The following is a 14,545-nucleotide window of genomic DNA, read 5'->3' on the forward strand; positions in this document are numbered from 1 at the left end:
TGTTATGGTAGTAGGAGATTTCCCTATTGAAACAGATACTCTTGTGATTGGTGCGGGACCCGGCGGCTATGTAGCTGCCATCCGCGCTGCTCAGCTTGGACAAAAAGTAACAGTCGTTGAAAAAGCAACTCTTGGAGGCGTTTGTCTGAACGTCGGCTGTATTCCTTCAAAAGCGCTCATCAATGCAGGCCATCGTTACGAGAATGCAAAACATTCAGATGACATGGGGATCACTGCTGAGAACGTAACGGTTGACTTTACAAAAGTCCAAGAATGGAAAGCTTCTGTTGTAAATAAGCTTACCGGCGGTGTTGCAGGTCTTTTAAAAGGAAATAAAGTGGATGTTATAAAAGGGGAAGCTTATTTCGTAGACAGCAACTCTGTCCGTGTAATGGATGAGAACTCTGCGCAAACATACACATTTAAAAACGCAATCATTGCTACCGGTTCTCGCCCTATCGAATTGCCAAACTTCAAATATAGCGAACGCGTTCTGAACTCTACAGGCGCACTTGCACTTAAAGAAATTCCGAAAAAGCTCGTTGTTATCGGCGGCGGATATATCGGTACTGAGCTTGGAACAGCGTATGCGAACTTCGGAACTGAATTGGTTATTTTAGAAGGCGGAGATGAAATTCTTCCTGGCTTCGAAAAACAAATGAGTTCTCTCGTTACCCGCAGACTGAAGAAAAAAGGCAACGTTGAAATCCATACAAGCGCCATGGCTAAAGGCGTTGAGGAAAGACCTGACGGCGTAACAGTTACATTCGAAGTAAAAGGCGAAGAAAAAACGGTTGATGCTGATTACGTATTAATCACTGTCGGACGCCGTCCGAACACTGATGAGCTCGGCCTTGAGCAAGTCGGTATCGAAATGACTGACCGCGGTGTCATTAAAACAGACAAGCAGTGCCGCACAAACGTACCGAACATTTACGCAATCGGTGACATCATTGACGGACCTCCACTGGCTCACAAAGCGTCTTACGAAGGTAAAATCGCTGCCGAAGCTATTTCAGGAGAGCCGGCTGAAATCGATTACCTCGGTATTCCGGCGGTTGTATTCTCTGAGCCTGAACTGGCTTCTGTCGGTTACACTGAAGCACAGGCGAAAGAAGAAGGCATTGAAGTCGTTGCAGCTAAGTTCCCGTTTGCAGCAAACGGACGTGCGCTGTCTCTTAACGAAACTGACGGCTTCATGAAGCTGATCACTCGTAAAGAAGACGGTCTTGTAATCGGTGCGCAAATTGCCGGCGCAAGCGCTTCTGACATGATTTCTGAATTGAGCCTGGCGATCGAAGGCGGAATGACTGCTGAAGATATCGCAATGACAATTCACGCTCACCCGACATTGGGCGAAATCACTATGGAAGCTGCCGAAGTAGCAATCGGAAGCCCGATCCATATCGTAAAATAATAATGTAACAAAGAAACAGCCCCCGTTTGTAAAAGCGGGGGCTGTTTTTATTGTGCAAGCACATGCTGCATAGGTTTGATGATATCCTCTTTTTTCTTTACGGATCCCTCAATCTTCATGACCACATGCCGATGATTGATCACCATCAGCGCAGGGAACGTGTTGATTTCCTCTTCCCATCCCTTTCTGTTGTCATAAACCTTCATTTGATCGACATGATGGGGATATTTCTTTTCTAAATCAAGAATCGCATCGTAATAAGGCACTTCTTTATCTATATGATTTTCATCGGAAAAAAACAAGATTTGAGTGTGATGAATGCTGTCGATCCGGTTTTTTGTGAATGGACTGACAGTAGAAACCGAACAGCTTGACAGAACGAACAGCATTAAAAAAAAGGGAATCACCGTACGGTAGCGCATCTATCTTACTCCTCTGTTTTATATAATATATGGGTTCATCCATTTATAAGGACTATATCAAGTGTATCACGAGAGGTGAAAAACCTAAGGCTTGTTACTGAATTGTTATATAATTGAAACCGTTTTTAATGAAGAAATAATACGTGTGACAACTTGCGCAGCCGATGTGTAAAAAAGGCACATTGTTTTTCGTGAGAGCGCTGTTTTTTCGTTATACTGGGAGCAAAACCATATCAGGAGGGATTGTCATGTATAAAGCCGCTGCAGCCGTCATATGTATGTGCTTACTCGCCGGCTGCCAATCAAATGAAAAGATGCAAACAAACAAACCCCATTCTCAAGCCGCGGCCAATCATGCCAAACGGGAAAACCACCATACAAAAGAGGAAAAACAGAAAAAACAGAAGGCGGAGCCCCGTTACTATATCAATCCGAAAAGCTTTTCTGTGGAAAAAATGGATGAACAGAAAGAGAAAAAACCGATCGCATTGGTAACGATCGATGACGCGCCTGATCAGCATGCCGCTGAGATTGCGGACAAACTGCACGATCTCAATGCGTCAGCGATCTTTTTTGTAAACGGACATTTTTTGAAAAAAGATGAAAATAAGAAAGCGCTTAAGCATATTCATGAGTTAGGTTTTATGATCGGTAATCATACAATGACTCATCAAAACTTAAAAGATCTTTCCGAACAAAAACAACGGGAAGAAATCATTGGCGTCAATAAAGCGGTTGAAAAGGTAATAGGAGAGAAACCCGCATTTTTCAGGGCGCCTTTCGGAAGCAATACGGACTACAGTGACAGACTTATAAAAAAAGAAGGTATGGTGAAAATGAACTGGACCTTCGGGTATGATTGGGATCAGAAATATCAATCCAAAAAAGCGCTTACCGATATCACACTGAGCAGTCCTTATCTGCGGGACGGGGCCAACATATTGATGCATGACCGGAAATGGACGGCGGAAGCCATGCCGGACATTGTAAAAGGATTGCGTCATAAAGGATATACTGTGATTGACCCTCAAGCTATAAAAAGACCGTAAAAAATAAATGTGTTATACAATTTATCAGTTGACATATTAAATGTGACATAATAATATAATAACAACAAGTGAAAATTAAGCGTTTTCAAATTCTGAGAAATGGGGAATGACAGATGGGTACAATTGTTTGCCAAGACTGTAACGAAGCGATTCATTACTTTGAGGATGAGAAGGTCACGACGTTATACGGAACATGCTGCGGACAATGCCAGTGTCATCTTGAAGAAGAGTAAAAAGCGTAAAAAGGCCCGAAACGATTTCGTTTCGGGCTTCTTTATGTTTATTGGATGGCTTTTTGCTCTTTGATGACTCTGATCATTTCAAGCGTTGCATCTTCGGGACCCTGCACAGGAAGGCCGGCGTCCAAGTTTTTAAAAATGTAGCTGATATTTTCTTCAGTAATGATCTCGCCCGGAATAAAGATCGGAATTCCCGGCGGGTACACCATGACAAACTCTGCGATGATCCGTCCTGCGGATTCTTTTAACGGAATGACTTCCGTATTTGCGTAAAACGCGTCTCTTGGCGTCATCGCTAACAGAGGAATCTCAGGAAGCAGAACTTCGGTTTGCTGATGAGCATAGTCATTGTCGGAAGCCTGCTTTGAAATGTCTGTAAGCGCGCTTACAAGACGGTCGGCATCTCCCGCTCTGTCGCCGGGGGTGAAAATACATAAAATATTATACAAATCGGACAGCTCGACTTCGATATTATATGATTCGCGGAGCCATTTTTCAACGTCATGACCCGTCAGGCCGAGGTTTTTGACCGAAATGATTAATTTAGTCGGATCATAACTGAATGCAGCTTTAGACCCTGTGATTTCTTCGCCGACACAGCGGATGCCTTCAATTTGATTGAGGCGTTCCCGTGTCTGATCCGCCAGCAGAATCGTATCTTCAAGAAGATCGCGGCCTTCTGTAGCGAGGCGTTTTCTTGCGACATCAAGTGAAGCGAGAAGCAGATAGGATGTTGACGTTGTCGTCAGCATGCTTAAAATCGACTGTACTCTTTCTTTGGAAACAAGGCCTTCTCTCACATTTAATATGGAGCTCTGCGTCAGGGAGCCTCCCAATTTGTGCACGCTAGTAGCTGCCATATCAGCGCCCGCCTGCATGGCGGACAGAGGAAGCTTATCATGAAAATGAATATGCACGCCGTGCGCTTCATCGACAAGCACAGGCACATCGAAAGAATGCGCGAGCTTTACAATGCTGCTCAAGTCAGCTGCCACACCGAAGTACGTCGGATTTATGACAAGCAGGCCTTTTGCGTCAGGGTGCTCCGTCAAAGCCCGCTCGGCGGACTCGAGCGTAATGCCGTGAGAAATTCCGAGCTCATCGTCAATTTCCGGGTGTATAAAAATCGGCACCGCTCCGGAAAATACAATGGCCGACATAATGGATTTATGAACGTTTCTCGGGATGATGATTTTATCTCCGGGTCCGCATACGGCCATGACCATCGTCATAATGGCGCCGCTCGTCCCTTGTACGGAAAAGAAGGTATGGTCTGCGCCGAATGCTCGAGCGGCCAGATCCTGGGCTTCTTTAATGATGCCCTTTGGCGCATGTAAATCATCCAGAGGTTCGATATTAATTAAATCTATGCTTAACGCGTTTTCTCCGATAAATTGTCTGAATTCCGGATCCATTCCCGCGCCTTTTTTATGGCCCGGAATGTGGAATTGGACAGGCTGTCTGTCCGCGTGCTTTTTCAGTCCGCTGTACAGGGGTGTTTCATGTTGCGGCAATTGTTTTCCCACCTTTATCATAATACCTACGGATTAGTTTGTATTACATTCAGTTTTATTACCCGTTTTTTAAACGTAAAACAAATGAATTATATTATGAACTTGAAAGAAAGTAAAGAACAATTTATGATCTATGGAAGATGCTTATTTTGAGCATGATTATAAAGGAGTGAAGACATTTGGAATATCAATATCCGATGAATGAGGACTGGACGACAGAGGAGGCCGTGGATGTTATTGCTTTTTTTCAGCAGGTGGAAAACGCCTATGAAAAAGGAGCTGACCGAGACAGACTTCTGAATGCGTACCGCCGCTTTAAAGAAATCGTTCCCGGGAAAGCGGAAGAAAAGAAAATCTGCAGCCAATTTGAAGCTGACAGCACCTATTCCCCGTATCGGACTGTGAAACAGGCGAAACAATCAGATCAAGCGATTATCAAAATGTAGACAAAGCGAGCCGGCAATCGGCCCGCTTTTTATGTTATGAGACTTTCTGAGTCAGTGTGTATAAAAAGGAAAGCTTCCTAAAAGCATCTTCAATGGTTTGCAGGAATTCATTGTTGTTCATGTTGATCACGTCTTCTTTTTGCAGCTGAATGCCGCACAAAAGCTCTGCTTTTTTCACTGTCTGCAGGCGTTCAAATAATGTTTTCAGCTGCTCCTGATCCATGTCGGACTGCTTGTACGCACCTGGCTTCGTATGATCCGGCGACCATACAAAATGACCGGGAATCTGTTTTGTGATGTCCTCCTGCTTCGCTTCCAGCAATCTGCCGTATTCCTCTTTTATCGGAGATTCATAAATGATGGCAAACCATACAAACATATGGGTGTCCCATAAACCGATCTGAAAGTGAGGGAGTTTCTTATACCCGCGTTTGCTGTTGGCAAAGGCAACCCAGCTGTCAGCCGGCGGGTTGACAGATCTTCTCGCGTGCTTGGCGACATGCGGGAACATTTCATCTCCTGTCAATGCTGACAATGTCGGTGCGAAATGCTCTCCTAACAAGGTCAGCTTCGGGCGGACTTGTTCTTTTAACACCTCCATGCGCGGATCTAAACCTTCTATTGTAAATGTATCGAAGTCTTCTTTTGTAAAACGCATCTGAGTCATCTTTTTCCTCCTTATCGTAAGTATTCATATTTTACCACAGCCGCCGCCTGCCGCAAAAACATTGAGAACGTTTGAGCCGAGAGGATTGGTGGTAAAAAACGAATAGGTAAACACACAATTTTAAGAATGTTGTTACAGCCGAATATAAGTTTCCATACGATATAAGAAGTATCATTAATAAAGTGGAAAATGGGATGCTTTTTTAACAAATGATCTCTGGAAGGGGCGAAAGACAATGAGGCAAGTGGTGAAGGAAGGATTCAGGGAGGAAAAAAATAACCGTGTAGCTGTCTGGAGACTAGAGGTTGATTATGAATTGGCAACCCTGTATGAGGCCATGCAAAAAGAGAATGAAGATCAAATTGATCTCAGCAAAAGAAAACTGGAACGTCTCAGAAAAGAATGGATTCGGCTTAACGGATAAAGAATAGTAAAAACGAACCGCAGGAAATGGTTCGTTTTTACGTGAGAAGGCATTTTTTTCATTTTCCTTGCTTTTTCATCGCCTTTATCAGTATGCTATAGAATAAGCTATACATAGAAAAGAGGTACACGGTATGACAAATTGGACGGAAATTGATGATATCGCAAAAAAATGGGTAAAAGAAGCCGGAACGAGAATCAGACAATCCATGCAGGAAAGCTTGACGATTGAAACAAAATCAAATCCGAATGATTTAGTCACAAATATTGATAAAGAGACGGAGCGCTTTTTCATTGACCGTATACAAGGAACTTTTCCCGGACACCGGATTCTCGGAGAAGAAGGGCAGGGGGATAAACTCCGCTCCCTTGACGGAATCGTCTGGATTATTGATCCGATTGACGGAACGATGAATTTTGTCCATCAAAAGCGGCATTTCGCGATCTCCATCGGCATCTTTGAAGACGGAAAAGGCAAAATCGGCTTAATTTATGATGTGATGCAGGACGAACTGTATCACGCATTCAGCGGAAAAGGGGCTTATCTGAACGACACGCCGCTTGCTCCTTTAAAAGAAGCTTCCATTGAAGAAGCCATTATTGCAATCAATGCCACATGGGTGACGGAAAACAGAAGGATTGACCCGAGTATTTTGGCGCCGCTCGTAAAACGGGTCAGAGGAACGCGTTCCTACGGTTCGGCGGCACTTGAGCTGGCCAGTGTTGCGGCCGGCCGCATTGACGCATACATTACGATGAGGCTCGCGCCGTGGGATTACGCTGCCGGCTGTGTGCTGCTGAACGAAGTCGGGGGCATTTACACGACCACAGACGGCGAACCGTTTACGTTTTTAGACAACCACAGCGTGCTTGCGGGCAATCCGGCAATACATAAAATTATCTTTGACGACTATTTACATGCTGACAGGTAGAGATTTTGAAGAAGAAGATCTCGGGTTTCTGGAGCAGCTGGCGGCTGCACACCCGGTGTGGAAAAACGAAGAGTTCGGAACAAAAAATGCGGCGGAGTTTATGCTTGCATACTCCATGTACAATGGAACGTGGCTCGTATGGGAGATTGACGGCGCTCCTGCCGCCGTCAGTTTTCATTTGGAATGGGCGCCTTCAAACGGAAAACCGTGGCTCGGAACCGTGGCCGTCGCTCCGGAGGCAAAAGAGAAAGGAATCGGACGCGCGGTCATTGAAGAGATTGCGGGCCGGCTGAGAGGGGAGCATAAAGCGATGTTTTCAGCTGTTCCCCTGGACAGGCAGGAATGGGTTTTGTTTTTAAGCCAATGCGGCTTTGAACAGCTTAAGCTTGAAAAAGACGATCGTGAAAAGACATATATGATCATGGTGAAGCCATTGTGAAATGTTTCAGATATAAAAAAGAGACCGGATTTCTCCGGTCTCTTTTCTTGTTTACAAGCCGACCGCATTCCAGGCCGCTTCTACGCTTGCAGCGTCTTGAGAGCCGTAAAGGTCCCGCGCTGATTGAATCAAAGCTGCTTTTGCATCTTTAAAGTTTGATGACGGAGTGAGATATACCGTTAGTGCGCGGTAGTAAATCTGCTCCGCTTTTTTCACGCCGATTTTTGTAATCGTGTTGTAAGCGGCTTTGTTCGGAATTCCGCTGTTTGTATGCACGCCGCCGTAGTCGCCGGCATCAGTGTTCGGAAGGTTTTGATAATTTTTGTAATGGTCGGGCTGTCCGTATTTTGTCGGAGTGGATAAACTGCGGAGAGCCGGCTGGCTGACCGTAATATCTTCACCGATATCCCAGTCCTCAGTATCGTTGAAGTATCCGAATACATCAGAGAAGGATTCATTTAAAGCGCCCGGCTGATTTTCATAGTTCAGGTTGGCTGTTTCCTGTGTAACACCGTGTGTCATTTCATGGGCCGTTACGTCCATTGAACCGGAAAGAGGCGAGAAGAATGAGCCGTCACCGTCACCGTAAATCATTTGGTCGCCGATCCAGGCCGCGTTATTGTATTTGCTGCCGTAATGAACGGAAGATACGATTTTGCCGCCTTTATTGTCGTAACTGTTGCGTTTAAACGTCTGATAGAAATAATCGTACACTTTGCCGAGATTGTAATGCGCATCAACGGCAGCGCGCTGAGAAGAAGTTGTGAACTGGTTGGTAGTGCTTGATACGAGCGTGCCCGGCAGGTTATACTGTCGGTTTTGCAGATCGTACGTAATAATTTGCGTTCCGGTAGGTTTAGAAAGATCACGCATTACATATTTGCCGCTTTCAGAAGAAATATTTAATGAGACCGTTTTTCCTTTAAGAGTCGTACCTGTTCCGGTTGCAGCGGCATGCTCCACTTTATTTTGCTTTTTCAGGACTTTCCCTGTCTCCGCATCAACGGTTACTTCCCAGTTAGCTGGTTCCGGTTCGATGTAGCGGATGGTTACATCATAGGCGAGGCGGTATTTACCGTCTTTTGTGGCCGCTGCTTTCAGCTCGGCTTTGTTTTTGTTTGCAACGTTGCCGTTAGAGACGGCTTCAGGTGATTTGCCGATTGCTTTAAAAGCATGATCCAGCGCCTGATTTGCAGATAATTTTTTGCTGTTTGCCGTTTTGGCAGAAGCATCGTTGTTTAATTCACCGTTAATCGCATAGACATTGTTGGATTTATCGACGTGAATAATGACTTGCGAGTCTTTCACAGGCACACCGTTAACGACAGGCACATAACGGAAGTGCTTGTAGCCGAGATCATCGGTCGTGTGGTCAATCAGCTTCAGTCTCTCAGAAGGGTTGCCTTTGAAGACTTTGCCGTTTTGTTTCAAGTATTGCTTGATTGCTTTGTCACTGACTGAAGGCAACTCAGACTGCACCAAAGAATGCTTCGGCACAAAGTTCGTCAGGTTTTCTTTAAGCTGAGGATTCTCAGCGGCCTGAACACCCGGAAGACTGATAGTTAAACTCATAAAGGAAGCGGCGACAGCAACAGACAATTTCTTACCTAAACCCACAATAAATCCCCCTTTTTGAAAATAATGAAAACTTATATTGTTATAATAAACCAGCATTCTCTCATTCTGCAATATAAAACTAGACTCCGCTGATGAATTGATAGAATCGTCCCGGAAAGGCTTCCGGCGGCCGGCATCGGGGGATAAGCCGAGAGGCACGTGTTGAATCAAACATGAGTCGAATGATGCGATTTATTCTGAAAAAAATGACAAATGAAGTCGGGAAAAATGATAGGGGAAAAATGTTCCGATCTGTAAAACTTTTTTTATAGCCGTTTGTCTAAATGGGTGAGGCCTTAATAAACGAAAAGGATTGTTTCAGATGTCAGAGATTTTCAGTCATTTTATTCAGCATTTCGACAGGTATTTCAAGAGCTGTCTTACGAAGAGATTGCTGATGTTTTGGACTGGAGTCTTTCGAAGGTGAAGAGCACCCTGTACAGGGCAAGAATGCAGCTGAAACAGCACTTGGCGGAAAAAAGGAAGGACGGACAGATATGACTTGCTGTTTAGTGAGAGATTTACTCCCTTTATATATTGAAGGCGATTGTGAAACAGAAACGGAGCGATTTATTTCCCGTCATCTTGAATCATGCGGTAAGTGCGGGAGTTTATATCATATGATGAAGGAGCCGCTTGACCTCGGCAGCCCTGAGATGAAGGCGCCAGCCTGTTATGCAGAAGAAGAAAGGCGGTTTAAGGAACGGTATTACGGAAAGCTGCTGATAAAAGCAGCCTGTTTGTTCGGCGCTGTATTTCTTATCATGCTGGTCCTTAAACTGCTGATTTAAAAAAACGCCCGGCTGAATGACCGGGCGTTTTAATCCGTTTACTCAGCCGGATGAAAGGCTGTATAAATGCCTTCAAGCAATTCCTGGGGCAGTGAATTAAAGAATCCGGCACATAGCTTTGCTTCTTTTTTTCCTGCTCCTGCTTTTTCAGCAAGGTCCTGATCAAACGTATACACACCGTCTTCTTCAATCAGCGCAGATTGAAGGATATGAAGACTTTGGGAAAAAGCGGTGAACAGCTGATCAACGATAAGGGCCTCTTTTTCCGTAAAGCCGAGCTCCACCGCTTTTTCTTTATTAAATGTATATTCGCCGTCCGTTTTCTCAATACATTGAGAAATAACGGTTAAAAATTCGGTTGAACTGTCCCACAGCTTTTGAATGATCTGGGCTTGTTCTTGATCTAATCCTAATTCAACCGCTTTTTCGCCGTCAAAATAATAGACACCGTCTTTTTCGTAAATCGATTGGCTGATGATGTCAATGAGTTTTGCCGCGTCTTCCGGTGTTTTCTCTGCGGAAGCCTGCAGGACATGCGGTTCATTTGCCTGAATCGTTTTTGCGCCGGCAGAATCAAGCGGACTGAATGCAAGCAAGGCGGCTGAGGCGGTTGCTGCGGCAGTTACAGCGGTTTTCTTCAAAAAAGATGTTTTCATTTCGTTCTCTCCTTGTCATGTGTATTTGCTTACAGCCACAAGTATAAAAAGACAATGATGGAATTGAAATAGGAGGTATGGTATTTTCTGCATAACGATGCCGGACTATTTCAGACTGCATATTCTGAGGGAATCTGCTGATGTAACTAGAATGGGAGCTGTCATTTCCGGCTTCCTGACTAGGCGGCGGGGGAGATAAGCCTTACATCTGGAGCCTGTTTTGAGGATGTAAAAAAGCCTGAATCTTTGATTCAGGCTTCATTAGATATTTTCTTTCCATGTTTACGGAATTTTGCAAAGGGTCATGCTTTTAATCAAGCAGTCCCTGTTCGCGCATTTTTTTCTTTACGGTGAAACCGCTTCCCATCATGGCGATAACGAGAACAATGCTTCCGATGATGCCCCATGCGCTTTTCTCAGCGATTGATACGCCGATCAGCATCATGCTGAAGACTGCTGCGAATGCAAATAATAATAAGAGCCAATTCAATTTTTTCATATTTCCATCCCCTTTAACGTCATACTTTCAGTTTACAGAAAAACGTAACGCTTTTAAAGAGGATGTGTGGTATAATATGAAAGTTATCTAATTTTTTTAGGAGATGAAAATGTGAAACTTCGAAACGATCTTCGCAACATCGCGATTATTGCCCACGTTGACCATGGGAAAACGACTTTGGTAGACCAATTGCTTCACCAAGCCGGAACATTCCGTGCCAACGAAAATATTGCCGAACGCGCAATGGATTCAAACGATCTTGAACGTGAACGCGGTATTACAATTCTTGCGAAAAATACTGCGATTAACTATAAAGATACACGCATTAATATTTTGGACACTCCGGGACACGCCGACTTCGGCGGAGAGGTAGAACGGATTATGAAAATGGTTGACGGCGTTCTGTTAGTCGTTGACGCATATGAAGGCTGCATGCCGCAAACCCGTTTCGTACTGAAAAAAGCCCTTGAGCAGAACTTAAATCCGGTTGTCGTCGTAAACAAAATCGATCGTGATTTCGCCCGCCCGGAAGAAGTCATTGATGAAGTGCTTGATTTGTTCATCGAGCTTGACGCAAACGAACAACAGCTTGAGTTCCCTGTCGTCTACGCTTCTGCGATTAACGGAACGGCAAGTCTGGATCCGAAAAAGCAGGACGAAAATATGGAATCACTGTATGAAACGATTCTAGAACATGTCCCTGCCCCGGTAGATAACGCCGAAGAGCCTCTTCAATTCCAAGTGGCGCTGCTTGATTACAATGATTATGTCGGCCGTATCGGTATCGGACGCGTTTTCCGCGGCACGATGAAAGTGGGTCAGCAGGTTTCATTGATGAAACTTGACGGAACGGTAAAATCATTCCGTGTAACGAAAATCTTCGGTTTCCAAGGATTGAAACGCGTGGAAATTGAAGAAGCGAGAGCGGGAGACCTCGTTGCCGTTTCGGGCATGGAAGACATCAACGTCGGTGAAACGGTTTGTCCGGCTGACCACCATGAGCCGCTGCCGGTTCTGCGCATTGATGAGCCTACGCTCCAAATGACATTTGTCGTAAACAACAGCCCGTTTGCAGGCCGTGAAGGCAAATATGTCACAGCCCGCAAAATTGAAGAGCGTCTGAACGCGCAGCTTCAAACAGACGTCAGTCTTCGTGTCGAACCGACCGCATCACCTGACGCATGGGTTGTTTCAGGACGCGGTGAGCTTCACCTGTCCATTTTAATTGAAAACATGCGCCGTGAAGGCTATGAGCTTCAAGTGTCTAAACCTGAAGTTATCATTAAGGAAATCGACGGCGTAAGCTGCGAGCCTGTTGAGCGCGTGCAGATTGATGTGCCTGAAGAGCATACCGGTTCTGTTATGGAATCAATGGGTGCGAGAAAAGGCGAAATGCTTGATATGATTAATAACGGAAACGGCCAGGTCCGCCTGATCTTTACCGTACCTTCACGCGGACTCATCGGCTATTCTACTGAGTTTCTGTCACTGACACGCGGTTTCGGTATCCTGAACCACACGTTTGACAGCTATCAGCCGATGCAAAAAGGCCAAGTCGGAGGCCGACGTCAGGGTGTGCTCGTTTCCATGGAAAACGGAAAAGCGACATCTTACGGAATTCAAGGTATTGAAGACCGCGGCGTCATCTTCGTTGAGCCCGGAACAGAAGTATATGAAGGCATGATTGTCGGCGAACATAACCGTGACAATGACCTTGTCGTCAATGTAAGCAAAATGAAACAGCAGACAAACGTCCGTTCCGCTACGAAGGATCAAACGACTACGATTAAGAAAGCGCGCATTATGTCGCTTGAAGAATCACTCGAGTACTTAAACGAAGATGAATACTGTGAAGTAACGCCGGAATCCATCCGTTTAAGAAAGAAAATCCTGAATAAAAACGAACGTGAAAAAGCGGCGAAAAAGAAAAAAACAGCAGGAATGTCTTAATCACTTGCAGAATTTGAAAAGGTAGAACCCGAACGTAAAAGGGGAGGGGGATCCTTTTGAATGAAGTAAGTGAACGGCTGTCGTTCTTTGCGGCTCTTTACCAAGTGGATGAGCATCCGCTGACGGGAATGTGGCTGTTATACGGAACGATCGTCGTGCTTTCGGTAATTGTATTTAAACTCGGCTTTGCCAAACGGCTGCCGGTGTTGAAGGCTGCGGCAGTTTATCTCTTCCTCGTGCTCGGCTGCACCGTGCTGACTTTTTTCGGTGTGTTTCTGCCGGTCGGAGAAGGGCTTGTTGTCGCCGCCTTGATTTTGATCATTTACAAAATCCGTCTGCACCAGTCCAAAAAAAGCCAGTCAGCTAAACCGCAATAAAAAAATGACCTTGCCTTCCGGCGGGTCATTTTTTATTCGGTTTATTTTTTCAGTTTATCTTTTTTCGCTTTTTGTCCGGGATGAAAGGAAAAGTGTCCGGTATTCAGCCGCGCCTCCGTTTTGACTTTGATTCGGTCATGGCATTCCCGGCACATATATGTATGAATCGGACGATTGCGGAGGCGTTTGGCTGTCAGTGTTTCATCATCAATTTGTTCGATTTTGTCGCAAATGGAACATTTTACTCTCATTGATTTTTCACCTCTTTCACTATGACAAGCATTATATCATGGATGCCCCTCCTGCCAAAGGGAAAGAAAGCAGCGCCCTTCCTTTGGAGCGGGCGCTGCTTTTTACCGGCGGTTTTTCATATGATGATCCGATTGATCGTTCTGTTCGTTCTGCAGCTTGTTCTGGTCTCTTTGGTTCAGCTGATCATCATTCGATTGAGTCGGTGATTCTTTTTCATTGTCGGTCACATCATTCGGGACTTCCGGCATGACGCGGCCGACGATGGCGGCAAGTTCGTCCAAAATGCCTGAAACAGGGCGGCCGGCCTTAATGTCGCTGCCCATGCCTCTCAGACGGGAAACCGTATCAGGATCAGCCACGACAACGGCATTGGCACCGTAAGGATCGTTTTTTAACGCCTGGGCAACCGTGTATTTAATGCTCTCCACTTTGCTTCTTTCTAAATTGTCATCCACATCGATACCGACAACGGAGTATCTTCCGAGTACAACCGCGGTGGCATCTGAAATGCCGGGGATTTTTTCGGTTACCTCGACGAGATGCTTAGCGATGTCTGTCCGGCCGGGATTTTCAGCTGTCTCAGGAGCTGTATTTTTCACATGGATCGGTTTTGCATCGCGCTGATCGGCTGATTCGTTCTGAATATTGCGGCCGCGGCCGTCCTGTACAGCAGTGCAGCCGGTAAGGATAAATAAGGCTTGTATGATAATGAAAAGAATTCGCACGTCAGATTTCCTCCTTGAATGCTTTCATTTATTTTATTGTTGAATTAACCTTCTATCTTTATTCACCAAATCATATATTTTAGCAGGCATCCCCGTTTTTCGCGGAAAGAGAAGCACACGATGGGCTTTG

18 protein-coding genes and 1 pseudogene are annotated in these 14,545 nt (G+C 45.2%); 11 read left to right on the forward strand and 8 right to left on the reverse strand.

The window, feature by feature from the left end; genetic code table 11:
- Positions 1-4: 4 nt before the first annotated feature.
- Positions 5-1,417, forward strand: a complete 1,413-nt coding sequence (gene lpdA / locus GNE05_RS07770; RefSeq protein ID WP_007409663.1) for a dihydrolipoyl dehydrogenase — start codon at positions 5-7, stop codon at positions 1,415-1,417.
- A 47-nt stretch (positions 1,418-1,464) separates the two neighbouring features.
- Here lpdA and GNE05_RS07775 read toward each other — a convergent pair whose 3' ends face one another.
- Positions 1,465-1,839, reverse strand: coding sequence for a hypothetical protein (locus tag GNE05_RS07775; protein ID WP_007409664.1), 375 nt, complete (start codon positions 1,837-1,839; stop codon positions 1,465-1,467).
- Between the two features lie 248 nt (positions 1,840-2,087).
- Between GNE05_RS07775 and GNE05_RS07780 the strand changes: the two genes are divergently transcribed.
- Together GNE05_RS07780 and GNE05_RS07785 are read left to right on the forward strand one after the other, a co-directional pair.
- The gene (locus tag GNE05_RS07780; protein WP_160182643.1) at positions 2,088-2,888 is read left to right on the forward strand and encodes a polysaccharide deacetylase family protein; all 801 of its coding nucleotides are present in this window, start codon (positions 2,088-2,090) and stop codon (positions 2,886-2,888) included.
- 113 nt (positions 2,889-3,001) lie between these two features.
- Positions 3,002-3,121, forward strand: a complete 120-nt coding sequence (locus GNE05_RS07785; RefSeq protein ID WP_003154518.1) for a GapA-binding peptide SR1P — start codon at positions 3,002-3,004, stop codon at positions 3,119-3,121.
- 47 nt (positions 3,122-3,168) lie between these two features.
- On the opposite strand, the gene GNE05_RS07790 is transcribed toward GNE05_RS07785, so the two are convergent.
- The gene (locus tag GNE05_RS07790) at positions 3,169-4,641 is read right to left on the reverse strand and encodes an aminotransferase class I/II-fold pyridoxal phosphate-dependent enzyme (RefSeq protein ID WP_012117476.1); all 1,473 of its coding nucleotides are present in this window, start codon (positions 4,639-4,641) and stop codon (positions 3,169-3,171) included.
- 179 nt (positions 4,642-4,820) lie between these two features.
- Here GNE05_RS07790 and GNE05_RS07795 point away from each other — a divergent pair, with 179 nt between their 5' ends.
- Complete coding sequence (locus GNE05_RS07795) at positions 4,821-5,087, forward strand: UPF0223 family protein (RefSeq protein ID WP_007409667.1); 267 nt, start codon at positions 4,821-4,823, stop codon at positions 5,085-5,087.
- 34 nt (positions 5,088-5,121) lie between these two features.
- Here the strand turns inward: GNE05_RS07795 and GNE05_RS07800 are convergent, their stop codons facing one another.
- The gene (locus GNE05_RS07800) at positions 5,122-5,754 is read right to left on the reverse strand and encodes a DUF1054 domain-containing protein (protein ID WP_007409668.1); all 633 of its coding nucleotides are present in this window, start codon (positions 5,752-5,754) and stop codon (positions 5,122-5,124) included.
- A 235-nt stretch (positions 5,755-5,989) separates the two neighbouring features.
- Between GNE05_RS07800 and GNE05_RS07805 the strand changes: the two genes are divergently transcribed.
- The 3 genes from GNE05_RS07805 (at position 5,990) to GNE05_RS07815 (ending at position 7,548) form a co-directional block, all read left to right on the forward strand.
- Positions 5,990-6,178 (forward strand): hypothetical protein, encoded by a 189-nt coding sequence (locus GNE05_RS07805; RefSeq protein WP_003154513.1) that lies wholly within the window; start codon positions 5,990-5,992, stop codon positions 6,176-6,178.
- A 133-nt stretch (positions 6,179-6,311) separates the two neighbouring features.
- Positions 6,312-7,109 carry an inositol-1-monophosphatase gene (gene suhB, locus GNE05_RS07810; protein WP_007611181.1) on the forward strand — a complete coding sequence of 266 codons (798 nt, stop codon included), beginning with the start codon at positions 6,312-6,314 and terminating at the stop codon, positions 7,107-7,109.
- On the forward strand, positions 7,096-7,548 hold the full coding sequence (locus tag GNE05_RS07815) for a GNAT family N-acetyltransferase (RefSeq protein ID WP_012117478.1): 453 nt from the start codon (positions 7,096-7,098) through the stop codon (positions 7,546-7,548). Before suhB ends, GNE05_RS07815 begins: the two co-directional genes overlap by 14 nt.
- Before the next feature lie 51 nt (positions 7,549-7,599).
- Here the strand turns inward: GNE05_RS07815 and GNE05_RS07820 are convergent, their stop codons facing one another.
- Positions 7,600-9,165 carry a M4 family metallopeptidase gene (locus GNE05_RS07820; protein ID WP_007409672.1) on the reverse strand — a complete coding sequence of 522 codons (1,566 nt, stop codon included), beginning with the start codon at positions 9,163-9,165 and terminating at the stop codon, positions 7,600-7,602.
- A 366-nt stretch (positions 9,166-9,531) separates the two neighbouring features.
- Here GNE05_RS07820 and GNE05_RS07825 point away from each other — a divergent pair.
- A pseudogene (locus GNE05_RS07825) lies at positions 9,532-9,666 on the forward strand (RNA polymerase sigma factor); the annotation flags it as partial.
- Positions 9,663-9,956, forward strand: coding sequence for an anti-sigma factor family protein (locus GNE05_RS07830; protein ID WP_025284687.1), 294 nt, complete (start codon positions 9,663-9,665; stop codon positions 9,954-9,956). The pseudogene GNE05_RS07825 and the gene GNE05_RS07830, both read left to right, overlap by 4 nt.
- Positions 9,957-9,994: 38 nt before the next feature.
- Here the strand turns inward: GNE05_RS07830 and GNE05_RS07835 are convergent, their stop codons facing one another.
- A complete protein-coding gene (locus tag GNE05_RS07835; RefSeq protein ID WP_160182644.1) occupies positions 9,995-10,612 on the reverse strand; it encodes a hypothetical protein in 618 nt (205 codons plus the stop codon).
- 310 nt (positions 10,613-10,922) lie between these two features.
- Entirely contained in the window at positions 10,923-11,111 is a 189-nt protein-coding gene (locus GNE05_RS07840) for a YlaF family protein (RefSeq protein WP_003154504.1), read from the reverse strand.
- A gap of 111 nt (positions 11,112-11,222) precedes the next feature.
- Between GNE05_RS07840 and typA the strand changes: the two genes are divergently transcribed.
- The gene (gene typA, locus GNE05_RS07845) at positions 11,223-13,061 is read left to right on the forward strand and encodes a translational GTPase TypA (protein ID WP_007409675.1); all 1,839 of its coding nucleotides are present in this window, start codon (positions 11,223-11,225) and stop codon (positions 13,059-13,061) included.
- Between the two features lie 56 nt (positions 13,062-13,117).
- Positions 13,118-13,438: a YlaH-like family protein gene (locus GNE05_RS07850; protein WP_015239793.1), complete on the forward strand. Its 321-nt coding sequence runs from the start codon at positions 13,118-13,120 to the stop codon at positions 13,436-13,438.
- Between the two features lie 41 nt (positions 13,439-13,479).
- On the opposite strand, the gene GNE05_RS07855 is transcribed toward GNE05_RS07850, so the two are convergent.
- Together GNE05_RS07855 and GNE05_RS07860 are read right to left on the reverse strand one after the other, a co-directional pair.
- Complete coding sequence (locus tag GNE05_RS07855; protein ID WP_007409677.1) at positions 13,480-13,689, reverse strand: YlaI family protein; 210 nt, start codon at positions 13,687-13,689, stop codon at positions 13,480-13,482.
- 102 nt (positions 13,690-13,791) lie between these two features.
- Complete coding sequence (locus tag GNE05_RS07860; protein WP_012117484.1) at positions 13,792-14,415, reverse strand: YhcN/YlaJ family sporulation lipoprotein; 624 nt, start codon at positions 14,413-14,415, stop codon at positions 13,792-13,794.
- Positions 14,416-14,545: the final 130 nt, after the last annotated feature.

It is taken from the genome of Bacillus sp. AM1(2019), assembly GCF_009906915.1.
Classification (GTDB): domain Bacteria; phylum Bacillota; class Bacilli; order Bacillales; family Bacillaceae; genus Bacillus; species Bacillus velezensis.